General features: G+C 58.0%; 19 protein-coding genes, 2 tRNA genes and 1 rRNA gene. 6 read left to right on the forward strand and 16 right to left on the reverse strand.

Features of this window, described 5'->3' with window-relative positions; translation table 11 throughout:
• Nucleotides 1-34 precede the first annotated feature (34 nt).
• A complete protein-coding gene (gene rep, locus CPA59_RS21305) occupies nt 35-2,059 on the reverse strand; it encodes a DNA helicase Rep (RefSeq protein ID WP_038664632.1) in 2,025 nt (674 codons plus the stop codon).
• A 166-nt stretch (nt 2,060-2,225) separates the two neighbouring features.
• On the opposite strand from rep, the gene ppiC reads away from it, so the two are divergent.
• Nucleotides 2,226-2,525: a peptidylprolyl isomerase PpiC gene (gene ppiC, locus CPA59_RS21310; protein WP_071526225.1), complete on the forward strand. Its 300-nt coding sequence runs from the start codon at nt 2,226-2,228 to the stop codon at nt 2,523-2,525.
• A 444-nt stretch (nt 2,526-2,969) separates the two neighbouring features.
• Here the strand turns inward: ppiC and putA are convergent, their stop codons facing one another.
• Nucleotides 2,970-6,947 (reverse strand): trifunctional transcriptional regulator/proline dehydrogenase/L-glutamate gamma-semialdehyde dehydrogenase, encoded by a 3,978-nt coding sequence (putA, locus tag CPA59_RS21320; protein ID WP_107760666.1) that lies wholly within the window; start codon nt 6,945-6,947, stop codon nt 2,970-2,972.
• Between the two features lie 542 nt (nt 6,948-7,489).
• On the opposite strand from putA, the gene putP reads away from it, so the two are divergent.
• Nucleotides 7,490-8,989 (forward strand): sodium/proline symporter PutP, encoded by a 1,500-nt coding sequence (gene putP / locus CPA59_RS21330; protein WP_038920517.1) that lies wholly within the window; start codon nt 7,490-7,492, stop codon nt 8,987-8,989.
• Nucleotides 8,990-9,026: 37 nt separating this feature from the next.
• Here the strand turns inward: putP and CPA59_RS21335 are convergent, their stop codons facing one another.
• Together CPA59_RS21335 and ilvC are read right to left on the reverse strand one after the other, a co-directional pair.
• Nucleotides 9,027-9,428, reverse strand: a complete 402-nt coding sequence (locus tag CPA59_RS21335; protein WP_255412252.1) for a hypothetical protein — start codon at nt 9,426-9,428, stop codon at nt 9,027-9,029.
• 103 nt (nt 9,429-9,531) lie between these two features.
• Entirely contained in the window at nt 9,532-11,010 is a 1,479-nt protein-coding gene (gene ilvC / locus CPA59_RS21340; RefSeq protein ID WP_107760667.1) for a ketol-acid reductoisomerase, read from the reverse strand.
• 169 nt (nt 11,011-11,179) lie between these two features.
• Between ilvC and ilvY the strand changes: the two genes are divergently transcribed.
• Together ilvY and CPA59_RS21350 are read left to right on the forward strand one after the other, a co-directional pair.
• The gene (gene ilvY / locus CPA59_RS21345; RefSeq protein ID WP_038920518.1) at nt 11,180-12,067 is read left to right on the forward strand and encodes an HTH-type transcriptional activator IlvY; all 888 of its coding nucleotides are present in this window, start codon (nt 11,180-11,182) and stop codon (nt 12,065-12,067) included.
• On the forward strand, nt 12,067-12,831 hold the full coding sequence (locus tag CPA59_RS21350; protein WP_100850286.1) for a lysozyme inhibitor LprI family protein: 765 nt from the start codon (nt 12,067-12,069) through the stop codon (nt 12,829-12,831). Before ilvY ends, CPA59_RS21350 begins: the two co-directional genes overlap by 1 nt.
• 3 nt (nt 12,832-12,834) lie before the next feature.
• Here the strand turns inward: CPA59_RS21350 and CPA59_RS21355 are convergent, their stop codons facing one another.
• The 8 genes from CPA59_RS21355 to CPA59_RS21390 form a co-directional block, all read right to left on the reverse strand.
• Complete coding sequence (locus CPA59_RS21355) at nt 12,835-13,575, reverse strand: DUF2461 domain-containing protein (RefSeq protein WP_038920519.1); 741 nt, start codon at nt 13,573-13,575, stop codon at nt 12,835-12,837.
• A 113-nt stretch (nt 13,576-13,688) separates the two neighbouring features.
• Entirely contained in the window at nt 13,689-15,233 is a 1,545-nt protein-coding gene (gene ilvA / locus CPA59_RS21360; protein WP_100850287.1) for a threonine ammonia-lyase, biosynthetic, read from the reverse strand.
• Nucleotides 15,234-15,238: 5 nt separating this feature from the next.
• On the reverse strand, nt 15,239-17,089 hold the full coding sequence (gene ilvD, locus CPA59_RS21365) for a dihydroxy-acid dehydratase (RefSeq protein WP_038920521.1): 1,851 nt from the start codon (nt 17,087-17,089) through the stop codon (nt 15,239-15,241).
• Nucleotides 17,090-17,156: 67 nt separating this feature from the next.
• Nucleotides 17,157-18,083 (reverse strand): branched-chain-amino-acid transaminase, encoded by a 927-nt coding sequence (ilvE, locus tag CPA59_RS21370; RefSeq protein ID WP_038920522.1) that lies wholly within the window; start codon nt 18,081-18,083, stop codon nt 17,157-17,159.
• Nucleotides 18,084-18,107: 24 nt separating this feature from the next.
• The gene (gene ilvM, locus CPA59_RS21375; protein WP_038920524.1) at nt 18,108-18,365 is read right to left on the reverse strand and encodes an acetolactate synthase 2 small subunit; all 258 of its coding nucleotides are present in this window, start codon (nt 18,363-18,365) and stop codon (nt 18,108-18,110) included.
• 17 nt (nt 18,366-18,382) lie between these two features.
• A complete protein-coding gene (gene ilvG / locus CPA59_RS21380) occupies nt 18,383-20,029 on the reverse strand; it encodes an acetolactate synthase 2 catalytic subunit (protein ID WP_038920525.1) in 1,647 nt (548 codons plus the stop codon).
• A 139-nt stretch (nt 20,030-20,168) separates the two neighbouring features.
• Nucleotides 20,169-20,267, reverse strand: a complete 99-nt coding sequence (ilvL, locus tag CPA59_RS21385) for an ilv operon leader peptide (protein ID WP_071526243.1) — start codon at nt 20,265-20,267, stop codon at nt 20,169-20,171.
• A 139-nt stretch (nt 20,268-20,406) separates the two neighbouring features.
• On the reverse strand, nt 20,407-21,621 hold the full coding sequence (locus CPA59_RS21390; protein ID WP_038920526.1) for an MFS transporter: 1,215 nt from the start codon (nt 21,619-21,621) through the stop codon (nt 20,407-20,409).
• A gap of 344 nt (nt 21,622-21,965) precedes the next feature.
• On the opposite strand from CPA59_RS21390, the gene CPA59_RS21395 reads away from it, so the two are divergent.
• A complete protein-coding gene (locus CPA59_RS21395; RefSeq protein ID WP_107760668.1) occupies nt 21,966-23,492 on the forward strand; it encodes a YifB family Mg chelatase-like AAA ATPase in 1,527 nt (508 codons plus the stop codon).
• A 62-nt stretch (nt 23,493-23,554) separates the two neighbouring features.
• On the opposite strand, the gene CPA59_RS21400 is transcribed toward CPA59_RS21395, so the two are convergent.
• Complete coding sequence (locus CPA59_RS21400) at nt 23,555-23,893, reverse strand: DUF413 domain-containing protein (RefSeq protein WP_033569495.1); 339 nt, start codon at nt 23,891-23,893, stop codon at nt 23,555-23,557.
• Between the two features lie 119 nt (nt 23,894-24,012).
• Between CPA59_RS21400 and hdfR the strand changes: the two genes are divergently transcribed.
• On the forward strand, nt 24,013-24,837 hold the full coding sequence (gene hdfR, locus CPA59_RS21405; RefSeq protein ID WP_038920529.1) for an HTH-type transcriptional regulator HdfR: 825 nt from the start codon (nt 24,013-24,015) through the stop codon (nt 24,835-24,837).
• A 337-nt stretch (nt 24,838-25,174) separates the two neighbouring features.
• On the opposite strand, the gene CPA59_RS21410 is transcribed toward hdfR, so the two are convergent.
• The 3 genes from CPA59_RS21410 to rrf form a co-directional block, all read right to left on the reverse strand.
• A tRNA-Trp gene (locus tag CPA59_RS21410) sits at nt 25,175-25,250 on the reverse strand.
• 8 nt (nt 25,251-25,258) lie between these two features.
• Nucleotides 25,259-25,335 (reverse strand) — tRNA-Asp (locus CPA59_RS21415).
• Between the two features lie 66 nt (nt 25,336-25,401).
• Nucleotides 25,402-25,517: ribosomal RNA gene (gene rrf, locus CPA59_RS21420) — 5S ribosomal RNA — on the reverse strand.
• Nucleotides 25,518-25,598: the final 81 nt, after the last annotated feature.

A 25,598-nucleotide genomic window follows, 5' to 3' on the forward strand; every position in this document is an offset into this window, starting at 1 on the left:
CGCCGGGCCGCCAGGCCCGGCGTATTTTCCTTCTTCACTCTTTGTCTCTGGCTTTCGCCAACTGGGCGCGTAGGTTAGCCAGATGGTTCTGCCCTTTCTGCATCCGCTCCTGCGGGCTGGCGACCTTACGTTCGGTTTCCCACATCACATCGTCCTGCGGCAACTCCAGCAGAAAACGGCTCGGCTCCGGGCGAATCAACTCACCGTACTGCCGCCGCTCGCGGCACAGGGTGAAAGTCAGTTCTTTCTGCGCGCGGGTAATGCCCACGTAAGCCAGACGCCGTTCCTCGTCGACATTGTCCTCGTCGATGCTGGTCTGATGCGGCAGCAGCCCTTCTTCCATCCCCACCAGATACACATACGGAAACTCCAGCCCCTTGGAGGCGTGCAGCGTCATCAATTGCACCTGATCCAGCTCTTCCTCGGCTTCGTTGCGTTCCATCATGTCGCGCAGGGTAAACCGGGTCACCACCTGAGTCAGCGTCATCGGTTCGTCAAGGTCGCTGCCTTCCAGCATTTCCGTCATCCAGGTAAACAGCGTATTGACGTTTTTCATGCGCATTTCCGCCGCTTTCGGGCTTGGCGAGGTTTCGTATAACCAGCTTTCGTAATCCAGACCGTGGATCAGATCGCGCACCGCCTTCACCGGCTCCTGTTCCGCCAGCCGGGCTATCTCGCCTATCCACTGAGTGAAACGCTGCAATGACTCCAGCCCGCGCCCGCTCAGGGTCTGGCTCAACCCCATGTCGAAGCTGGCGTTAAACAGGCTGCGATTACGCTGATTGGCCCATTCGCCCAACTTCTGTAGCGTCGCCGGGCCGATTTCGCGCTTCGGCGTATTCACGATGCGCAGAAACGCGCTGTCGTCTTCCGGGTTGGTCAGCACGCGTAAATAAGCCAGCAAATCCTTGATTTCCGGCCGGGAGAAAAACGACGTACCGCCGGAAATGCGATAAGGAATGCGGTTTTGCATCAGCACTTTTTCGAACAATCGTGACTGATGGTTGCCGCGATAGAGAATAGCGTAGTCGCCGTACTGGGTTTTCCGGATGAAGTGATGGGCAATCAGTTCCCCCACCACCCGCTCGGCTTCATGGTCTTCGTTATTGGCGGTGATGATTTTCAGCTCTTCGCCATAGCCCAGTTCGGAGTAAAGCCGCTTTTCGAACACGTGCGGGTTGTTGGCGATGAGGATGTTGGCGGCCTTGAGAATACGGCCGGACGAACGGTAATTCTGCTCCAGCTTGATGACCTGCAACTGCGGGAAATCCTGCTGCAACAGCGACAGGTTCTGCGGGCGGGCGCCGCGCCAGGAGTAAATAGACTGATCGTCATCGCCCACCACGGTAAAACGCGCCCGACTGCCCACCAGCAGCTTCACCAGTTCGTACTGACTGGTGTTGGTGTCCTGATATTCGTCCACCAGCAGATAGCGCAGGCGGTTCTGCCAGCGTTCACGCACCTCTTCATTACGTTTGAGCAGCAACGTCGGCAACAGGATCAGGTCATCAAAGTCCAGCACGTTACAGGCGCGCAGATGCTCGTCATACAGGCGGTAGCAATGCGCGAACAACCGGTCCCGTTCCGAGCGCGCCAGTGCCGCCGCCTGTGCCGGGTCAATCAGGTCGTTTTTCCAGTTGGACAGGGCGGACACCAGCTGTTGCAGCAAATCTTTGTCATTCTGCAACCATAGCTCGGTCAGTTCTTTCAGCAGCGCCATCTGATCCTGATCGTCAAACAGCGAAAAGTTGGACTTCATGCCCAGCGCAGCGTATTCGCGCTTGATGATCTCCAACCCCAGCGTATGAAAGGTGGCGATCAGCAGACCACGGGTTTCCTGACGCCCCAACGTCTGCGCCACACGCTCCTTCATCTCCCGCGCGGCCTTGTTGGTAAAGGTCACCGCGGCGATATGGCGCGCCTGATAACCGCAGCCGCGGATCAGGTGCGCGATTTTCTGGGTAATCACCCGGGTCTTGCCGGATCCCGCCCCGGCCAGTACCAGACAGGGACCGGTCACAAATTCAACGGCGTGTTGTTGGCTGGGATTCATGCGCATGGTGTTTGGTGCTCGACGTTCAAACGGAAAGGGGATGATAACAGAAGAGGATTGTAGCAAAAGTCAGGGCCGGGGCGAGATCCGTTAGCCCGCTTCTGAACGCGCCCCGCATTTCCTTTCCTGATGAGGGGGTGCTAGGCTGTGCTTTGCAACATCAGCTTTCCCTTTGCTCAAGGAGCGTACTATGGCAAATACCGCGGCAGCATTGCACATTCTGGTGGATACTGAACAACAGGCCACCGATATTCTGGCTCAACTGGAAAAGGGAGCGGATTTTCAGCAGTTGGCAAAAAAACATTCAACCTGCCCGTCAAAACGTAACGGCGGCGATTTGGGAGAATTCCGCAAAGGCGATATGGTGCCGGATTTTGATAAAGCGGTGTTTTCCTGCGAACTGCTCAAACCCTTCGGCCCGGTCAAAACCCAGTTCGGCTACCACATTATCAAGGTGCTGTACCGTAATTGAGGAAAAGGCGGCAAATGCCGCCTCAAACTGTTAACAACTCCTTAATTACAGGTGAATGCTTTTCCGGCGTCAAAACTGTGCTGAGGCAAGCGACTTCGCCGGGTGAGCGGCATGGATGCCGCGAAAGCCCGTGCCGCGTCTGACAAAAACGCCGGAAGCGTTTTTGAACAGCGTTTACGCTGGCCCGCAGGGCGAGCCACAGTATGTGGCGAGTAAACGCGTCACGGGTGGCCCGAACAGCGAAGGCGAATGCCGAAGGAATCGCGTAGCGGCACAGTTTAGCCACTAGCCAGTGGTCAAGGAGAGGCGGCGTCTGAGCCTCTCATTGTCGTGCGTGCGATGAAGTTGCAAGGAATACCTAACGTTATTACGCACGAAATGTTTCACTGTTCTGACATAAATTTGCCGCTAACAAAACGATGAGGCTGTTTCCAGCCTAAAGCATTATCCAATAGTCATCAGGCTGGCGTTGCCGCCGGCCGCTGCGGTGTTGATGCTCAGCGATCGCTCGATCAGCAGCCGTTCCAGCGTAATACCGGTTTCCCCTCGCGCCAGTCCCTGAATACCGACAATCGCACCATCGCGCTGCGCCAGTTGTTCGCTCAGATGACGCAACTGATCGGCGTCGCCGTGGAAAATCGCGGCGTCAAACCGGCTGTCGTCCGTCACCCCATCACGACAGAACACCACTCGCGCCTGAACCTCGTCAGGCAATTGACGATGCAGCGACCGCCGTTCGGGCGTATCGATCCACAGCGCCCGGCTGCCAGCCGCCAGCACCGCCGCCAGTTGCACCAGCGCGTCATCGTCGTTATCCGCCACGCACAGCACCTGCTCGCGCGGCAGCAGCGTATAGGTATCACGTTCGCCGGTAGGGCCGGGCAACACCCGAACGGTACCGCTCTGCGTCAGCTCGGCATAACGCCGGCAGCATGAAACCAGCCCGTCACGCCGAGCTTGCCGCGCCCAGGCTTCCAGCGCCTGCAATCCCTTCAGCAGCGGCTGGCGCGCGGCGACATCAGCCGGGCGCTCGCTGTCCTGACGGGCCAGCGCCCGTATCACCACGTCATCCGGACGGTACGACAGCAGCCGGCAGAGATAGAGCGGCCCGCCCGCTTTCGGCCCGGTGCCGGACAGCCCTTCGCCGCCGAACGGCTGCACGCCGACCACCGCCCCGACCATGTTACGGTTCACGTACAGATTGCCGACCTTCGCCTGGCCGGTTACCCGGTTAATCGTCTCGTCAATACGGGTATGCAGGCCGAGCGTGAGCCCATAACCGGCGGCGTTGATTTGCCCGATAAGCGCATCCAGCTGATTACGGGAGTAACGCACCACGTGTAGCACCGGGCCGAACACTTCCTGCCGCAGCTCTTCCACGCTCTCCAGCTCTATCAATGTCGGCGGGATGAAGTGCCCGCGCGTCCACTCCTGCTCATCCTGGCTGTTCGGCCACGCCGCCTGAAACACCGGCCGCCCCTTCGCGCGCAGAGTCCGAATGTGGCGCTCAATCCGCTGTTTCGCCTCGGCGTCAATCAGCGGCCCGATGTCGGTGGCAAGCCGCTCCGGGTTACCCATGCGGCACTCCGCCATCGCACCGCGCAACATCGCCAGCGTTTTCTCCGCCACTTCTTCCTGCACGCACAGCAGCCGCAGGGCGGAGCAGCGCTGACCGGCGCTGTCGAACGCCGAGGTCACCACATCCGTCACCACCTGCTCGGTGAGCGCTGAAGAATCGACAATCATCGCGTTCATGCCGCCGGTTTCGGCGATAAGCGGCGTGGTGCGCCCCTGTGGGTCGAGCCGACCGGCCAGCGTACGCTGCAACTGCGCGGCAACGGCGGTAGACCCGGTAAACATCACGCCCCGCACCCGTTCGTCGCCGACCAGCGCCGCGCCCACGGTTTCGCCGGTACCCGGCAGTAATTGCAGCGCGCCGACCGGCACCCCCGCATCGTGCAGAATCTGCACCGCCTGCGCGGCAATCAACGGGGTTTGCTCCGCCGGTTTGGCCAGCACGCTGTTGCCGGCCGCCAGCGCCGCCGCTATCTGCCCGGTAAAAATCGCCAGAGGGAAGTTCCACGGGCTGATACATACCACCGGACCCAGCGGGCGATAATCATGATTGTTGAACGTCTCGCTGACCTGAGCCGCGTAGTAACGCAGGAAATCCACCGCTTCGCGCACCTCCGCCACCGCGTTCGCCAGCGTCTTGCCCGCCTCGCGCACCAGCAACCCCAGCAGGTGCTGTTGCTGGCTTTCCAGCAGATCGGCGGCGCGCGACAAAATCGCCGCTCGCTCGGCAGCCGGCGTGGCGAACCAGATATCGCCGGCGCTGACCGCCTGCGCTAACGCCTGCGCAATCGCCTGTGGTTGCGCCTCGCGCACATATCCCACCACGTCGCGCGGTTCAGCCGGATTGACCACCGGTCTGCTATCGCCGCCGGCATCATCGTCTACGGCCAGCATCGGTTGCGCCAGCCACGACCGGGCGGCGCTGGTCAGTAATGCGCTGGACAGCGACGCCAGCCGGTGTTCGCTGGACAAATCCAGCCCGCTGGCATTACGCCGCCCGCTGCCATACAACGCGCGCGGCAACGGAATGCGCGGATGCGGCTGCCCGACCCGCTCTTCACGCGCCGCCAGCGCTTCCGTTTCGCTTACCGGGTCGGCCACCAGCGTTTCCAGCGCCACCGACGGATCGGCAATCCGGTTGACAAACGAGGTGTTGGCGCCGTTTTCCAGCAAACGGCGCACCAGATAGGCCAGCAGCGTTTCATGGGTGCCGACCGGCGCATAAATCCGGCACGGGCGGTTCAGTTTGCCGTCCGACACCTTACCCACCACCTGCTCATACAGGGGCTCGCCCATGCCGTGCAGGCACTGGAATTCATACTGACCCGGATAGTAGTTGTTGCCCGCCAGATGGTAGATAGCGCTGAGGGTATGGGCGTTGTGGGTGGCGAACTGCGGGTAGATCAGGTTCGGCGCCGCCAGCAGGCGGCGAGCGCAGGCCAGATAGGAAACATCGGTGTACAGCTTGCGGGTGTACACCGGATAGCCTTCCAGCCCGTCCATCTGCGCGCGCTTGATTTCGCTGTCCCAGTAAGCGCCTTTAACCAGCCGAATCATCAACCGGCGCTGGCTGCGGCGCGCCAGATCGATCAGCGCGTCAATCACGAACGGGCAGCGTTTCTGATAAGCCTGAATCACAAAGCCGATGCCGTTCCATCCCGCCAGCCGGGGTTCGAAACACAGGCGCTCCAGTAAATCGAGGGACAGTTCCAGCCGGTCGGCCTCTTCGGCATCGATGTTGATGCCGATATCGTATTGCCGCGCCAGCAGCGTCAGCGACAGCAGGCGCGGATAAAGCTCGTCCATCACCCGTTCGTACTGCGCCCGACTGTAACGTGGATGCAGCGCCGACAGTTTGATGGAGATACCCGGCCCTTCATAAATCCCGCGTCCGCTGGCGGCTTTGCCGATGGCGTGAATCGCCTGCTGGTAGGACATTAAATACGCCTCGGCGTCATCGGCGGTCAGCGCCGCCTCGCCCAGCATATCGTAGGAATAACGGAAACCACGCTCTTCCAGCTTGCGAGCATTCGCCAGCGCCTCGGCGATAGTTTCCCCGGTCACGAACTGCTCGCCCATCAGCCGCATCGCCATATCCACGCCCTTGCGCACCAGCGGTTCGCCGCTTTTGCTGATGATACGGTTAAGCGCGCCGGACAGATGGGATTCGTTGTGAGTGGCAACCAGCTTACCGGTGACCAGCAACCCCCAGGCGGCGGCGTTGACGAACAACGAGGCGCTACGCCCGACGTGCGACTGCCAGTTGCCGTTACTGATTTTGTCGCGGATCAACGCATCGCGCGTAGGTTTGTCCGGAATGCGCAGCAGCGCTTCCGCCAGACACATCAACGCCACCCCTTCCTGCGACGACAGAGAAAATTCCTGCAGCAGGCTTTGTACCATGCCGGCGCGCCCGCCGCTGTTTTTCTGTCCGCGCAGTTTCTCCGCCAGCCCGGCCGCCAGCGTGCTGGCGGCGTGCGACATGGCTTCCGGCATCCGCGCCTGTTCCAGCAGCATCAACACCATTTCCGTCTCCGGTCGTCGGTACGCGGCGGTGATCGCGGAGCGCAGCACCGACTGCGGCAACACCTGCTCAGCGAAGTCCAGAAACGGTTGATGGGTTTCTTCTTGCGGCGATTGCGGCATAATCTCTGCCGCCTCAACCGGGTCCAGCCCGATCGGGGAAGGAATTTCAGGGGTGTCCGCACCACTTTCAAGGCGCTCAAGATAGCTGAAAATGGCCTGTTTAATCAGCCAGTGCGGCGTGCGATCAATACGCTGCGCCGCGGCTTTGAGACGCTCGCGCGTGGCCTCATCGAGCTTGACGCCCATGGTGGTGGTGCCCATATCCGCTCCTGTTATGTACCCTAAATAATTCGAGTTGCGGGACAAAACGCTCGCGTTTTGAACAACGCAGTACGTTGGCCCTTCAGGGCAAGGCTCATTGAGCCTTGTAACGCGGCGACGCAGCGAATCCCCAGGAGCTTACCCAAGTAAGTGACTGGGGTGAGCGACAAATCGGCACTCGCCGATTTGAACGCTGCTTGCAGCGGCCCGTAGGGCGAGGCCCATTTATGGGCCGAGTAAGAAAGCCAACGCACCTGCAACTTGAAGTATGACGGGTATAAGAAAGTTATGTTGGAAAGCAGGACCACTATCAGGCAGGTTGCAACTTTGTGCAACCTTGTTAACAAATTACGCTTTTCACGATATTGCCGCCCGTTTCTCTGATCGGATAGCCGGTTGGCCGGCGACGTCCGCAAGGTTTTCCTTTGCGCTTGCCGGCCGTCAGATGAAAGGTGCAACCTGTAGCAACGACATCGAATCCGCGACCGCCCTGAATTTGTCGGGGCGCAGGACTGACGGATCTCATCACAATGGAGAACACAATGACGACGATGAGCACACCCTTGCTGGTCACCTTTCTGGTGTACATCTTCGGGATGGTGTTGATCGGCCTGATGGCCTATCGCGCCACCAACAACTTTGGCGACTATATTCTGGGTGGCCGCCGCATGGGGAGCGTGGTCACCGCGTTGTCCGCCGGCGCGTCCGACATGAGCGGCTGGCTGCTGATGGGGCTGCCGGGCGCGGTGTTTCTGTCCGGCATTTCCGAAAGCTGGATCGCTATCGGCCTGACCATCGGCGCCTATCTGAACTGGACCTGGGTGGCCGGGCGCCTGCGGGTGCACACCGAAGTGAACCATAACGCCCTGACGCTGCCGGACTATTTCAGCCATCGTTTTGAAGATAAAAGCAAATTGCTGCGGGTGATCTCGGCGCTGGTGATTCTGGTGTTCTTCACCATTTATTGCGCTTCCGGCATCGTGGCGGGCGCCCGCTTGTTCGAAAGCACCTTCAATATGGATTACACCACCGCAATGTGGGCCGGCGCCGCGGCCACCATCGCCTACACCTTTATCGGCGGCTATCTGGCGGTCAGTTGGACCGACACCGTACAGGCCAGCCTGATGATTTTCGCGCTGATCCTGACGCCGGTAATCGTTATTCTGTCGGTGGGCGGCATCACGCCGTCGCTGACGGTGATTGAAGGCAAAAGCCCGGCCAATCTGGATATGTTCAAGGGGCTGGACACCGTCGCTATTCTGTCGTTGCTGGGCTGGGGGCTGGGCTACTTCGGGCAGCCGCATATTCTAGCGCGTTTCATGGCGGCGGACTCACACCACACTATCCGCAATGCCCGTCGTATCAGCATGATCTGGATGGTGCTCTGTCTGGCCGGCGCCGTCACCGTCGGTTTCTTCGGCATCGCCTACTTCACCGGTAATCCCGATCAGGCGGGCAACGTCGCCCAGAACGGCGAGCGGGTGTTCATCGAACTGGCGCGTCTGCTGTTCAACCCGTGGATCGCCGGCGTGCTGCTGTCGGCCATTCTGGCGGCGGTAATGAGCACGCTGAGCTGCCAGTTACTGGTCTGCTCCAGCGCCATCACCGAAGATCTGTACAAACCGTTCCTGCGCAAAAACGCCAGCCAGAAAGAGCTGGTGTGGGTCGGCCGCGCGATGGTGCTGCTGGTGTCGGTGATCGCCATTGCGCTGGCGGTGAACCCAGAAAATCGGGTACTGGGGCTGGTCAGCTACGCCTGGGCAGGATTTGGCGCCGCGTTCGGTCCGGTGATTCTGATTTCCCTGCTGTGGCCGCGTATGACACGTAATGGCGCGCTGGTCGGTATGCTGGTCGGCGCCGCCACGGTCATCATCTGGAAACAGTACGGCTGGCTGAATCTGTATGAAATCATCCCCGGTTTCCTGCTGTCCTGCGCCGCGATTGTGGTCGTCAGTCTGCTGGGCCGCGCGCCGTCCGCCACGGTGACCGAGCGTTTCCATCAGGCCGAGCGGGAGTTTAAATCTGCGCCGGCGGATGCCTGACCCCAGACAACAATACGGCCCGAATCAGCGGGCCGTGTTATGGGTGAGTCACGGTAATGCGGGTTTTCAATGTTTCGTAACCGCCGTGAAGCCGAATACGGTTATCCAGCCGGTACACATCGCCGGTCACGTTAATCACCAGCACGCCATCCTGCATACGAATCTCCGCGTCGCGGCTGTTAGTCTTGAGCACGTCTCTCGCTTCCCCGTCGTTCACGCTGACGGTATACCGATAGATAAACCCTACGGTCGCCCCGCCGCTATCGAGCTGGAGAATATTTACCGTGACGTTATCTTCAAGCTGATATTTTCGTACCAGATTGTAATCATCGTCCGACCAATAGAGAAAAGCCAAAAACACCACGATCAAAGCGGCGGCAGCGACCGTCAGCCGCGGCGACGAGAAAGAAAACGCCTTACTCACCTTTGTGGTTTGCATAACTCGCCTTTGACGTATGTGGCTGATAAACCGACGCTCGGATGCATAAAAAAACGGGGCGCCATCTGCGCCCCGTTCTGCTATGCGATAGGTTCTAATGGCCTTAGCCAGCCACCGCAATGCGTTTCATGTCGGTCATGTAGCCACGCAGTTTCTTGCCGATGACTTCGATCGGGTGGTTACGGATAGCGTCGTTCACGTCACGCAGCTGTGCGTTATCCACGCTGGTCGCGGCTACCGGTTTGCCCAGGTCGCCCGGCTGCAGGCTGTCCATGAACGCGCCTTTCAGCAACGGAACAGCAGCGTTGGCGAACAGGTAGTTACCGTACTCAGCGGTATCGGAGATCACCACGTTCATTTCATACAGACGCTTACGAGCGATGGTGTTGGCGATCAGCGGCAGTTCGTGCAGCGACTCGTAGTAAGCCGACTCTTCGATAATGCCGGAGCTGACCATGGTTTCGAACGCCAGTTCCACGCCGGCTTTGACCATCGCGATCATCAGCACGCCGTTGTCGAAGTATTCCTGCTCGCCGATTTTACCGTCAAACTGCGGCGCGTTTTCAAACGCGGTTTTGCCGGTTTCTTCACGCCAGGTCAGCAGTTTCACGTCGTCGTTGGCCCAGTCGGCCATCATGCCGCTGGAGAACGCGCCGGAGATGATGTCGTCCATGTGTTTCTGGAACAGCGGCGCCATGATGCCTTTCAGTTGTTCAGACAGGGCGAAAGCGCGCAGTTTAGCCGGGTTGGACAGACGGTCCATCATCAGGGTGATGCCGCCCTGCTTCAGCGCTTCGGTGATGGTTTCCCAGCCGAACTGAATCAGTTTTTCCGCGTAAGCCGGGTCAACGCCTTCCGCAACCAGCTTGTCGAAGCTCAGCAGCGAACCGGCCTGCAGCATGCCGCACAGAATGGTCTGCTCGCCCATCAGGTCGGATTTCACTTCCGCCACGAAAGATGACTCCAGCACGCCCGCACGGTGACCACCGGTCGCAGCAGCCCAGGCTTTGGCGATCGCCATGCCTTCGCCTTTCGGGTCGTTTTCCGGGTGAACGGCGACAAGCGTCGGCACGCCGAAACCACGTTTGTATTCTTCACGTACTTCGGTGCCCGGGCACTTCGGCGCCACCATCACTACGGTGATGTCTTTACGAACCTGCTCGCCCACTTCAACGATGTTGAAACCGTGGGAGTAACCCAGCGCCGCGCCCTGTTTCATCAGCGGCTGCACAGCCTGTACCACGGCGGAGTGCTGTTTGTCCGGAGTCAGGTTAACCACCAGGTCCGCCTGCGGAATCAGTTCTTCATAGGTGCCGACTTTAAAGCCGTTTTCGGTAGCCTTGCGCCATGACGCGCGTTTTTCGGCGATGGCTTCGGTACGCAGGGCGTAAGCGATATCCAGACCGGAATCGCGCATGTTCAGACCCTGGTTCAGACCCTGAGCGCCACACCCCACGATGACCACTTTTTTGCCTTTCAGATAGCTGGCTTCATCGGCGAATTCATCGCGGCCCATGAAACGGCACTTGCCCAGTTGCGCCAGCTGTTGACGCAGGTTCAGTGTATTGAAGTAATTGGCCATGAGGCGTGCTCCATCTGATATTGTGTTTGTGTTTGCTTTATGTTCGGGACGGCGGTAACCACCGCCATCAGAATGTCATTATGATATGACAGGAAATACATTGCTTAAATTGATATATTAACAACGTCATATTGCAAGAATTGCAACATTAAAACGAGACACGGCGCGCATGGACTTACGGGATCTGAAACTTTTTTTGCATCTGGTGGAGAGCCGCCACTTCGGCCGTACCGCCAAGGCGATGCATATCAGTCCCTCCACGCTGTCGCGCCAGATCCAACGGCTGGAAGAGGACATCGGACAGGCGCTGTTTTTGCGCGACAACCGCACCGTACGCCTGACCGATGCTGGCGAGCACCTCAAAACCTTCGCCCAGCAGACCCTGCTGCAATACCAGCAGTTACGCCTGATTCTGCAACAACGCGGCCAGTCGCTCTGCGGCGAGCTGCGGCTGTTCTGCTCGGTGACCGCCGCTTACAGCCACCTGCCGCCGATTCTGGATCGCTTCCGTGCGCGGTATCCGCTGGTGGAAATCAAGCTCACGACCGGCGACGCGGCTGACGCGGTGGACAAGGTGCAGTCCAATGATGCCGACCTCGGCATCGCCGGACATCCGGAAACGCTGCCGGCCAGCGTGGACTTTATGCCGATCGGCAAGGTGCCGCTGGTGCTGATCATTCCGGCGCTGCCCTGCCCGGTGCAGGCACAGGCATTGCTGCCGCATCCGGACTGGTCGCAGATTCCGTTCATCCTGCCGGAACACGGGCCGGTGCGGAAAAGAATTGACGTCTGGTTCCGCCGTCAGCACATTACCAATCCTCCCATCTATGCCACGGTGTCCGGCCATGAAGCGATGGTCTCGATGGTGGCGTTGGGCTGCGGTATCGCCCTGATTCCTGACGTGGTACTTGAAAACAGTCCGGAACCGGTGCGTAATCGTGTGTCGATATTGGAAGCGCAAGCCATGGAACCGTTCGAATTGGGCGTCTGCGTGCAGAAAAAGCGCCTGAACGACCCGCTGATAGCAGCATTTTGGGAAACCCTACAGGAAAAATGATGAAACGATCGCTTGCTACGTTACTGCTGCCACTGGCTGTGGGTTGCAGTGCGCTCCCGGCGCTGGCCGCCAGTTTTCCCTGCCAGCAGGCCGCCTCGGCGCAGGAGAAACTGATTTGCCAGACGCCGGCGCTCAGCCAACTGGATGACGAGCTGGCAAAAGAGTGGCAGAAATCGCGGGCGTTTCTCACCGGCAACCCCGAACGCGTTGCGCAGGACAAAAATCTGACCCAGTTCCAGCGCAACTGGCTGTCCAGCCGCAATACCTGCCGGGATGAAGAGTGCCTGCGCCAGAGCTACCAGCAACAGCTTAACCGCCTGCGCTACCTGAACGATGTCACCCAGCACACGATGCCGGACCCGATCGCCCGGCCACGCCGCAGCAGTTGCTTTGACGGCGACTACAGCTACGAGTATTACCTGCAGTTGTCCGATCAGGAGTACGCCGAACTGAGCGATTACTTCAAGGAAATGTACGACCAGAAAGCGCCGTACCACCTGGTCAACCTGACGCTGAATACCGAAGACGGCGACATCACCGGCACCGGTTCAGTGGCGTTTCGCTATGCCAACAAGCTGGATGACATCACGCTCAGCGCCCGCCAGATGACCGACACTCAGGCCATCGGCCAGACGGAAAGCAGCTTCGGCGGGCAGAAAAAGCTGCTGTTGACCTGCGTTGATAACCGGCAGGTACAAATCACGGTGTTTGACGCCGCCGGTGAAAGCTATCTGTTTGATTATTTGATGGTGAAGGGCAAATAACCCTCAGCGGCTAAACCATTTCTCATCCAGAAAGGCGGGGCTGACTTTTTCCGGTTCCGCCGCTTTCTTCATCGCTTCAATCTTCATCAGATAGTGGTACAACGGCTCCAGCCGGGTAAAGCCTTTCGCCAACACCGATGCCAGTTCACCGCTAAACAGCGGGTCCTGATCCTGACGGGTGGTCATGACCGCAAACGATTTACGGTTGTACCAGTGCGCCAGTTCTGCCTCCTGATCCTTAATCAGCGGCCGTTTGTAACTATCGCCCACCAGCGCAAACTCACGGCCCAGACAAGACGCGATGTCCAGAAAACCCTGTGGATTGTCGCGCAGCGTCTGCCGGAACAGCTCCATCGTGGTGCGGCTGGCGCTGTAATACCCCAACCCGTAGCTCCAGTCATACGGCGTCAGTTCGAAAAAGTAGACCGGCGCATCGGTCCAGTCCTTGTGGGTACGCTTGAAGGTGAACCACATTTTGTCGCGATAGCGGGATTTGTCATGAGAAAAGCGGGTGTCGCGGTGAATGCGGGATAACGTTTTGCCCACCGCCGGCTTGGTTTCGAAATGGTCGTCAATCTGCAGCATGGCGATAGACAGCGACTCCACCAGCGCCCGAAAAGGCGTCAGCAGCCGGTCGTCATACTCTTGCCGGTGCTCTTCAAACCATTCTTTGCTGTCCTGCTGGCGTACCTGCTGCAAAAAGGTCAGCGTCTGCGGCGAAAACCCGTTGAATCCCGTTGCCATGATGTGGTGTCCCTGACTGACTGGTGAGACGTCAAGCCTACCGCAGCACGCCATAAAATAAAATGCGCCCGGCGGCGTAAAACCGTCGGGCGCATTCGGAGAAGCGAACGGACCTAACCTTGCAGGAAGAAACGGAACGCGGGGTTCTGCGTCTCATCGTGGCACTCATACCCCAGCGCCTGCAGATGCTGCTCGAACGCCGGGTCGTGTTCCGTACGCTCGAAGGCCGCCAGCACACGACCAAAGTCGGTGCCGTGGCTGCGGTAATGGAACAGCGAGATATTCCAGTACGTTCCCAGCGTATTGAGGAACTTCAGCAACGCGCCCGGCGATTCCGGGAATTCAAAGCTGTACAACCGTTCCTTCAGCGGCTTGGACGGCCGCCCGCCGACCATGTAACGCACATGCAGTTTCGCCATCTCGTCGTCGGACAGGTCCACCACCTGATAACCGCCCGCCTGCAATTCCGCCAGAATCTCGTGGCGCTCGGCGTTGCCGCGCGTCAGTCGCACGCCGACAAAAATACAGGCGTTGTCGGCATCGGCGTAACGGTAGTTGAACTCGGTGACGGAGCGCCCGCCCAACAGTTGGCAGAACTTGAGGAAACTGCCCTTCTGTTCGGGAATGGTCACCGCCATCAGCGCTTCGCGCTGTTCGCCCAGTTCGCAACGCTCGGACACGTAACGCAGCCCGTGGAAGTTGACGTTGGCGCCGGACAGAATATGCGCCAGCCGTTCGCCCTGAATGTTGTGCTGCTGGATGTATTTTTTCATCCCGGCCAGCGCCAGCGCCCCAGACGGCTCGGCAATCGCACGCACATCCTCGAACAGATCTTTGACCGCCGCGCAGATAGCGTCGCTGTCGACGGTGATGACATCGTCCAGATACTCCCGGCACAGGCGGAAGGTTTCGTTACCGATGCGTTTCACCGCCACCCCTTCGGCGAACAGCCCGACGCGCGGCAAATCCACCGGCTGGCCGGCGTCCAGCGCCGCCCGCAGGCAGGCGGAGTCTTCCGCTTCCACGCCGATCACCTGAATCTGCGGCATCAGTTGCTTGATCAGCACCGCGACGCCCGACGCCAGACCGCCGCCGCCGACCGGCACAAACACGCGGTCCAGATGAGCGTCCTGCTGCAGCAGTTCCATCGCCAGCGTTCCCTGCCCGGCGATCACCGCCGGGTGGTCGAACGGCGGCACAAAGGTCATGTGCTGCTGTTGCGACAGTTCGATCGCCTTGGCTTTGGCTTCATCAAAGTTGGCGCCGTGCAGCAGCACTTCGCCGCCAAAATCGCGTACCGCATCCACCTTGATATCCGCCGTGGCGACCGGCATCACGATCAACGCGCGAATGCCGAGACGGCTGGCGGACAGCGCCACGCCTTGCGCATGGTTGCCGGCCGAAGCCGTCACCACGCCGTGCGATTTCTGCTCGTCGCTGAGGCTCGCCATCATGGCGTAAGCACCGCGCAGCTTGAAGCTATGCACCGGCTGCCGATCCTCGCGCTTCACCAGAATGACATTGCCAAGCCGTGAGGAAAGTTTATCCATCCGTTCCAGCGGCGTGACCTGCACCACTTCGTACACCGGCGCGCGCAACACCGCGCGCAAGTACTCCGCCCCGCCGGGTTCGGCGGGAAGAGGTAGAGAAACAGCCATGGCGTTTAGCCTCCCAGCTTGCTCTTGTCTCGAACCGCGCCTTTGTCGGCGCTGGTAGCCAGGCTGGCGTAAGCGCGCAGCGCAAAAGAAACCTGACGATTACGGTTTTTCGGCGTCCAGGCGGCATCGCCGCGCGCCAGTTCCTGCTCGCGGCGGCGGGCCAGATCGTCGTCGCTCACTTCCAGCGCGATACCGCGTTTGGGAATGTCGATGGCAATCATGTCGCCGTCCTGCACCAGGCCGATGGTGCCGCCGTTGGCCGCTTCCGGCGATGCGTGACCGATAGACAAGCCGGAGGTGCCGCCGGAGAAGCGACCGTCGGTGATCAGCGCGCAGGCTTTGCCCAATCCCATCGATTTCAGGAAGCTGGTCGGATAGAGCATCTCTTGCATGCCCGGCCCGCCTTTCGGCCCTTCGTAGCGAATCACCACCACGTCGCCCGCCACCACTTTACCGCCCAGGATCGCTTCTACCGCGTCATCCTGCGATTCGTACACTTTCGCCGGACCGCGGAACACCAGGCTGCCTTCATCCACGCCGGCGGTTTTCACGATACAGCCATTCTCTGCGATGTTGCCGTACAGCACGGCCAACCCGCCATCCTGACTGTAAGCGTGTTCGCGGGAACGGATGCAGCCTTCTTTACGGTCGGTATCCAGCGTCTCCCAGCGACAGTCCTGCGAGAATGCCTGCGTGGTACGGATGCCCGCCGGACCGGCGGAGTACATTTTCTTGACCGCTTCGTCCTCGGTCTGCATCACGTCGTAGGCTTGCAACGTTTGCACCAGATCCTTGCCCAGTACGTTGCGAACATCGCGGTTCAGCAGCCCGGCGCGATCCAGCTCGCCCAGAATGCCGATAACGCCGCCGGCGCGGTGCACGTCTTCCATGTGGTATTTCTGGGTGCTCGGCGCCACCTTGCACAGCTGCGGCACCTTACGCGACAGGCGATCGATGTCGTCCATGGTGAAGTCCACTTCCGCTTCCTGCGCCGACGCCAGCAGATGCAGCACGGTGTTGGTGGATCCGCCCATAGCGATGTCCAGCGTCATGGCGTTTTCAAACGCCGCCTTGGTGGCGATATTGCGCGGCAACGCGCTGGCGTCATCCTGTTCGTAATAACGCTTGGTCAGTTCAACGATGCGTTTGCCGGCGTTGAGGAACAGCTGTTTGCGGTCGGCATGGGTCGCCAGCAGCGAGCCGTTGCCCGGCTGAGACAGCCCCAGCGCTTCGGTCAGGCAGTTCATCGAGTTGGCGGTGAACATGCCGGAACAGGAACCGCAGGTCGGACAGGCGGAGCGCTCAATCTGATCGCTGTCGGCGTCGCTGACATTGGGGTTGGCGCCCTGAATCATGGCGTCCACCAGATCCAGCTTGATCAACTGGTTGGAGAGTTTGGTTTTCCCGGCTTCCATCGGGCCGCCGGAGACGAAGATCACCGGAATGTTCAGGCGCAGCGAGGCCATCAGCATCCCCGGCGTGATCTTGTCGCAGTTGGAGATGCACACCATGGCGTCCGCGCAGTGGGCGTTGACCATGTACTCCACTGAGTCGGCGATCAGCTCGCGGGAAGGCAGGGAGTAAAGCATACCGCCGTGCCCCATCGCGATACCGTCATCCACCGCGATGGTATTGAATTCTTTGGCGACGCCGCCGGCGGCTTCAATCTGCTCGGCGACCAGTTTGCCCAGATCGCGCAGATGAACGTGTCCGGGAACGAATTGCGTGAACGAGTTCACCACAGCGATGATGGGCTTGCCGAAATCGGCATCGGTCATGCCGGTGGCGCGCCACAGGGCTCGCGCTCCAGCCATATTACGACCATGCGTGGTGGTGGCTGAACGGTACTTAGGCATACTCTGATTACTCCAGTTTAAACGGGTAGCCGGCGGCGATACGCCACCGGGAAAAGTCTTTTTTCAATTAACGGTTTATCGGATCCAGCCAGCCCCATTTGTCTTCCGTCTCGCCAGTGAACAGGCCGAAAAACGCCTGTTGCAGCTGCTTGGTGACCGGGCCGCACTTGCCGATGCCGACCTGAATGCCGTCCACGCTGCGAACCGGGGTGATTTCCGCCGCCGTGCCGGACATGAACACTTCATCCGCCAAATATAGCGATTCGCGCGACAACACCTGCTCGCGCACTTCAAAACCTTTGTCTTTCGCCAGCTTGATGATGGCGTCGCGGGTGATGCCCGGCAGCGCGGCGGAAGTGAACGGCGGGGTGAAAATCACGCCGTCTTTTACTTCAAACAGGTTTTCGCCTGCGCCTTCGGACACATAGCCGTTTACATCCAGCGCGATCCCTTCCTGATAGCCGTGACGACGCGCTTCACTGCCCACCAACAGGGAGGACAGATAGTTACCGCCCGCTTTGGCCGCGGTCGGGATCGTGTTGGCGGCAACGCGGTTCCAGGACGACACCATGGCGTCGATCCCCTGATCCAGCGCTTCTTCGCCCAGATACGCGCCCCACGGGAACGCCGCGATAATCACATCGGTATTGTAGCCAGCCGGCGGGTTCACCCCCATGCCGACATCGCCAACGAATACCAGCGGGCGGATATACGCGCTGGTCAGTTTGTTCCGACGCAGTGTTTCGCGGCAGGCTTCCATCAGTTCGTCAACGCTGTAGGAAATCGGCATACGGTAAATTTTGGCTGAATCATGCAGGCGCTGCATGTGTTCACGATGACGGAACACCACCGGCCCTTTGTGAGAATTATAGCATCGCACACCCTCAAACACCGACGTGCCGTAATGCAGCGCGTGGGACATCACGTGAACTTTAGCGTCCGCCCAGGGAACCATTTCGCCGTTGAACCAGATATAGTCTGCTTTTTTAGTCATTGTTGATTTTCCTTACCGATGCCGTCAGGCACGTATTTGTTGTGATGTGAGCGGCTGGATCTCCACACAGGCGATGTCCAGCAGTTTGCTTAATTGGGTTGACAATAAATCCACCGGTCTGTGGCTGGCAACGGTCATTTCAATCTGTACCTGATCGTCGTTATTCGCCTGCGTCATGTTCATGGCGCAGACCTGAAAACCGCGGTGACGGGTCACGCGCAACACGCGCTCCAGGACTTCCGGGCGATAACGGGCCTGAATGGAAAGCTGATGATGTGTCATGGGAAAATCTCCTGCCATTATTCTGTTTTATCCAGCATCGTTTCATTACCGGCACCCGGCGGCACCAGCGGCCAGACATTCTCATTCTCGTCGATGGAAACATGCAGCAGATAAGGACCTTCGCTGTTCAGCAGCGCATCCAGGGCGGAATCAATCTGGTCTTTATGGGTAATTCGCTGGCCGGGAATGCCGAAGGCGCTGGCCAGCATCAGGAAATCGGGGTTATCGGAGAGGTTGGTTTCACTGTAGCGTTCGTCGAAAAACAGTTGCTGCCATTGTCGCACCATGCCCAGTCGCTGATTGTCCATCAACACGATTTTCAGCGGCAGACGTTTTCGCTTGATGGTGCCGAGCTCCTGCACATTCATCATGAAAGAGCCGTCACCGGAAATACAGATTACGGTATCGTCGGGACGCGCCACCTGAGCGCCGACCGCCGCCGGCACGCCGAATCCCATGGTGCCAAGACCGCTTGAAGTGATGAAATTTTCCGGGCGGGTGAAATGCATATGCTGGGCGGCCCACATCTGGTGCTGCCCGACATCGGTAGTGATCACCGTTTCGGCCGGCATACGGTCCGCCAGGGTGCGGAGCAGCGCCGGAGCATAAATGGCTTCACCCGGATGGTCATAACGCCAGTCGTATTCAGCTTTCATCATCGCCGCCTGCTGACGCCAGTCAGCGATATCCAACGGCTGTTGCAACGCCGGCAGCAGTTGATTCAGATCACCACGCAGCGCCACGTGCGCCTGCCGCAGTTTATTCAGCTCCGCCGGATCGATATCCATGTGGATCACGTTGGCATGCGGCGCAAACGCGCTCAGTTTACCGGTCACGCGGTCATCAAAGCGCGCGCCGACGGCGACCAGCAAGTCGCACTCTTGTACCAGCAGGTTGGCGGCGCGGGTGCCGTGCATGCCGATCATACCGAGATAATACGGGTAGTCTTTCTCCACCGCGCCCAACCCTTTCAGGGTCGCCACGGCGGGAATCCGGGACGTTTCGATAAATGAGCGCAGCGCCGGAACCGCCTGCGCCATTCCTACGCCGCCCCCCACATACAGCACCGGTTTTTTCGCTCGCGCCAGCATCGCCCGCGCTTCCGCGACCTGCTGGGTCGAAAAGGGCATAACGTCATCCACCGGCATGAAACACGGAGAGAAATCCCCTTCCGCCAATTGAATATCCTTAGGAATATCAATCAGCACCGGGCCGGGGCGCCCGCTGCGGGCCACGGCGAAAGCTTCAGCCATGATCTCCGGCAACGACGCGATGGAGTCAACCAGAAAACTGTGTTTGGTGCAGGCCAGCGAGAGGCCGAGTACATCGATCTCCTGAAAGGCATCGGTCCCGATCAGAGCCGAACCAACCTGACCGGTAATCGCCACAATGGGTACTGAATCCAGCAACGCATCCGCCAGGCCGGTAATCAGATTGGTCGCGCCGGGGCCGGACGTCGCAATGCAAACTCCAACGTTGCCGGTGGAGCGGGCATAACCGATGGCGGCCATGGCTGCCCCCTGCTCATGGCGACAGAGCAGGTGTTCCACGCCGCCGTCGTACAACGCATCATAGACCGGCATAATCGCGCCACCTGGATAACCGAATACGGTCTCCACTCCCTGCGCCCGCAACGCTTGTACCACCCACTGCGCACCATTCATAGTTATTTCCCCGACTCTATCTGGGGAAAACAGGATTTTATGCTACTCGACATTATCTGCTCCCTTGTTGCGATTGCCGGCCCATAAAAAAACCCCCGACCTTTCGGTGCGGGGGTTTTCTTGAATTCGGCCTTGATTTCTAAGCCATTCTTCGTCCAAGTGCAGCCCCGCACGGTGGGATAATAATCACCACCACGCTAATCACGACTAGGCTAATCACCAGGTTGAAGGCTTTCATTTCAGGTTGTTCATTAATCTACTGTCGAACGAATACCTACAGAGTTATCACAGCAAGCCCCGCCATGACAACTCTTTTTTTCCGCAACTATTGAGCCAGCCAACCGATAAGCATCACAAAACGGCTTATTATTCATGCATTAACCCGCCACATGCGACATCGTGCTTTTTGCCGTCCACTTTCGTTCGGAAAACGCTGCCAGCACGGCAATCATGATCGCCACCACTCCGGCGACCATCGCCATAGCGAGCGCATAGTTATGGTTGTGGGCTTCGGCAATGCTCGCCTGCAGCGTGGCATTAACCGATGCAATCAGGTTGCCAAGCTGGTAGACAAAACCGGGGAGCACCGCCCGCGTGTTGCTCGGCACCAGCTCATTCAGGAAGGTCGGGATCACGCCCCAGGCGCCCTGCACCATGAACTGCATCAAAAACGCGCCCAACCCCAGCGCCCAGGGCCCGTGCGAGAACGCCCACAGCGGGATCACCGGCAATGCCAGCAACGCCGCCGCCATAATCGCTTTCTTCCGACCAATGCGCTCCGACAGCGTACCGAAAAAGATGCCGCCGATGATCGAGGCAATATTGTAGCCGATGGCGATCATACTGACGGTTTTCGCGTCAAAACCATGCTGGATTTTCAAAAATGCCGGATACAGGTCCTGCGTGCCGTGGCTAAAGAAATTGAACGACGCCATCAGCACCACCAGATAAAGACAAAGTTTCCAGTGCGTCTTTAACACCGGCAATAACGCCGTGCTTTCCTTACGTACCCGGGCAGCCCGCCATACCGGCGACTCTTCCACACAGAAATAAATAAACGGCAGCAGCAAAATAGGAACCGCGCCGATGATAAACATGCCGCGCCAGCCGACCTGATCAAACAACAATCCGTAAACCACCGCCGCCAGCAAGTAACCAAACGGATAACCGGCCTGAAAAATGCCTGACATCAACCCACGGGAGCGGTCAGGAATGGTTTCCATCGCCAGTGAGGACGCCACGCCCCAAATTCCTCCCATCGCCACGCCATACAGCACTCTCAACAGCAGAAATACCGTAATACTCGGCGCTGCGGCGGATAACAGCTCAAACACCGAGAACAGCACGATGTTCAGCATCAAAATCGGCTTGCGACCAAACTTCTCCGCCAACCGTCCCAACAGCAACGCGCCGATAGGACGAACGGCTAGCGTCAGCAGAATGGCCAGCGTCACCTGTTCCATGCTGACGGAAAAGGCATGGGCGAGTTCGCTAAGCAGAAAAACCAGAATGAAGAAATCAAATGCATCCAGCGCCCAGCTTAAAAAGCTGGCAATCGCTGCATTACGTTGCAGGGCAGTCCAACCAAACATAATTTTTATCCTGATAGTGAGACAGCTTCACGTCATTAACAGGCTGAACGGCAAGCGATGCCGCAGTCGATGAGGCGATGTGAAAATCGCAGATGATATTTTAAATATTTGTTAAATACGCCTCTCGTGACAATCGGGCAATGCTGTGTTCGGTATGAATCTGTTGCGAATACGGCCACCTTGTAACTTTTTATTAACGACAGCAGGAAGCACGCACACAATTTTATGAATCCCGCCTGAAATAGCAGATTGTTTTATAGCGACGCCTCGCAAAGTGGTCATCACTACGATGTCACAAAGCGGCCGGACCGGCATGATGCCCACCTCACAGGGAGGAATGAGCAATGACACTGGCTGTGACCTACACGCGAGCCACCATCGGTATGCAGGCGCCGGAAGTTTCGATTGAAGTGCATATCAGTAATGGCCTGCCCGCACTGACACTGGTCGGCTTACCGGAAACCACGGTCAAGGAGGCACGAGATCGGGTGCGTAGCGCTCTGATCAACTGTGGCTTCACCTTTCCCGCCAAGCGGATTACCGTCAACCTGGCGCCTGCGGACCTGCCGAAAGAAGGGGGACGATATGACCTCCCCATCGCCCTGGCCATTCTGGCAGCCTCAGAACAGATTGCCGGCGAGAAACTTGCTCAGTATGAGTTCCTTGGCGAACTCGGGCTGTCGGGCAGCCTGAGAGGCGTTCATGGCGCTATTCCGGCGGCGATGGAAGCACAAAAAGCAGGCCGGGGGCTGATTCTGCCGGAAGACAACAAAATGGAAATCACTCTGGTTCCACATGGCGATACATTGCTGGCTAATCACCTGCTGCAGGTCTGCGCCTTTTTGCAAGGCGAAACGCCGCTGCTGCGTGGCAGCGATATTACGTCTAAAACGCCGGCCCATACGCCGATAGCGGACCTGAAGGACATCATCGGTCAGGAACAAGCCAAACGCGCGCTGGAAATTGCGGCGGCGGGCGGACATAACCTGCTGTTGCTCGGCCCGCCGGGCACCGGCAAAACCATGCTGGCCAGCCGTCTACCCGGTTTGTTGCCGCCGCTTGATGATGAGGAAGCGCTGGAAAGCGCCGCCATCAACAGCCTGATTGATATTCAGCCCAGCCTGTCGCAATGGCGTAACCGGCCGTTTCGTTCTCCTCACCATACCGCATCCATTACTGCGCTGGTCGGCGGCGGCGTACTGCCCAAACCTGGCGAGATCTCGCTGGCGCATAATGGCGTGTTATTTCTGGATGAGTTGCCGGAATTTGAACGACGGGTACTGGACTCGCTGCGGGAACCGTTGGAATCAGGCGAAATCGTGATTTCCCGTACTCGCGCCAAAGTCTGCTATCCTGCCCGTTTTCAGTTGGTGGCCGCAATGAATCCCAGTCCATCAGGTCACTATCAGGGCATCCACAATCGCATGCCGGCACAGCAAATTCTGCGTTACCTCAACCGGCTATCCGGTCCATTTCTGGATCGCTTTGATTTATCCATTGAGGTGCCATTACTGCCCCCCGGTATTCTTCGCCAGCAAACACGCATTGGCGAGGACAGCGCAACCGTGCGGGAACGGGTATTTGAAGCCAGAAGGCGGCAGTTAGCCCGTATCGGCAGAATCAACGCACACATGAAATCGGATGACATCGCCTGTCACTGTCGGTTGAAAAGCGAGGATGCGGCGTACCTGGAAGAAGTGATGAGCAAATTAGGGCTGTCGGTCAGAGCCTGGCACCGGATACTGAAAGTCTCGCGCACGATTGCCGACCTGGGAGGAGAAGATCAGATTCATCGTACTCATTTGTCGGAAGCGCTCAGCTATCGTTGTATGGATCGTCTGCTAATTCAGTTGCACAAGAGCCTGGCATGAACCCGAGCCAGCGTCAGTTAATCTGCGGCAGAAATAAAAATGGGGCCGGAGCCCCATTCAGATTAGTCATCGCTTTCTGTGTACTCTTCCACGGTGTCCATTTGCGGCTTGCCGCCAGACAGCGTATGGAAACGTTTAGGACGACGAATACGGCTGACGTACTTCGCCCAGATTTTTTCCAATTCGGTCTGTGCTGCGCGCTCACCGCGGCATACAGCAACAAACTGAATCTCTTCCTCTGTCACCGGATGACGTTTGCCCGAATCAAGTTCGTTAAATGCCTGTCCATGACGCTCCAGCAGTTGAGCTTCTTTAATCGTAAAGTCACCATGCCGGGAAAAACCACGTGGATAGAATTTGTTATCAAAAAAACGACTGGTTGTTGAGAAGCTTTCCGCCATCTTACACGCTCCTAATTCTCATATGGTCGTGCCGTTTATGGCGCGGAGTATTAGATAGGCTTGACTTCCTGTAAAACAAAACATTTAAATCATGACGACAAAAAATTTTGGAGGAAAGCATGGATACCGACTTACTGAAAACCTTTCTGGAAGTCAGCCGGACAAGACACTTCGGCCGAGCGGCCGAATCATTGTATCTGACGCAGTCAGCGGTGAGCTTTCGTATCAGGCAACTTGAAAATCAACTGGGCGCCAATTTGTTCACCCGGCACCGTAACAATATTCGCCTGACGCCCGCCGGCGAACGTCTGCTGCCTTATGCGGAAAACCTGATCGGCACCTGGCAAATAGCCAAGAAAGAGGTCGCTCGTTCCCAACAGCACAGCCAGCTTTCCATAGGCGCTACGGCTTCGCTCTGGGAGGCGTTCCTGACGCCCTGGCTAAATGAACTCTATCAGCAACGCCCGCTGCTGCAGCTAGAGGCAAGAATCGCACAGCGACAAACGCTGATTAAGCAACTCCATGAACGTCAGTTGGATTTACTGATTACTACCGAATCGCCGAAGATGGACGAACTTTCTTGTCAGTTATTAGGCAATTTTTCTTTGTCTCTGTTTACTACCGATAATGTATCAGCAGAGGAACGACCTTATATCAGGCTGGAATGGGGGGCAGATTTCCATCAGTATGAGAATCACTGGCTGCCCGGAGATCAGGTACCGTCGCTCACCACGTCTTCCGCACACCTGACGCGGCAATTGATGGCAACCATCGGTGGTTGTGCATTTCTCCCCAGCGACTGGTCGCAGCACTATCCTGAACTGCACCCGATTCCTGAGGCCAATATCGTGGTTCGCCCCTGCTATGCGGTTTGGCTTGGAAACAGCGATCAACAGGAGCTGATTAAACAGTTACTGAAAACCCCACTGAATATCGCTTCTTAAACCATTATCAATGCACTATGCGATCTACCTGAAAGTCCTAAGGGCTTTCGGAAGATCGATAGACCTCATTAACCAGGCATTATTCTTCGCAGGTATACCGGTCTGTGAAGAGCCGTTACACACTCCAGATTTCATTAAGACATGCGCCATCATGAAGGATGGCAACAGTTCTGTATTATGATGCAGCCACTCACGGGAGGCTAGCCAGACGCACTTCCTTAATAAATAGTCGTGAAAATGCATCATTGGCATGCTTATCAAAAGGGGAAAATATGAAATGAAAAATTAATGGACGAAAAAAAACCCTTCACGCTACCGTGAAGGGCTATTTTTGGTTTGGCAGGGGCGGAGAGGCTCGAACTCCCAACACCCGGTTTTGGAGACCGGTGCTCTACCAATTGAACTACGCCCCTAAATAGGGTGGCGGTGCGGACGGGACTCGAACCCGCGACCCCCGGCGTGACAGGCCGGTATTCTAACCGACTGAACTACCGCACCACCGATTCTGTACGTTATCAGAGGAGTCAATCCGATAACCGGTGTTTTCTTACACCACAATTTGATGCCTGGCAGTTCCCTACTCTCGCATGGGGAGACCCCACACTACCATCGGCGCTACGGCGTTTCACTTCTGAGTTCGGCATGGGGTCAGGTGGGACCACCGCGCTCTCGCCGCCAGGCAAATTCTTTTCATTCCAACCGTCATGCCCACGCTACCGCGCCGCACAACCATCAGAATCCATCCGTCGAACAAGCCAAAT

Origin of the sequence: Dickeya sp. Secpp 1600 (genome assembly GCF_003049805.1) — a bacterium.
In the GTDB taxonomy this organism is placed as follows: Bacteria; Pseudomonadota; Gammaproteobacteria; order Enterobacterales; family Enterobacteriaceae; genus Dickeya; species Dickeya fangzhongdai.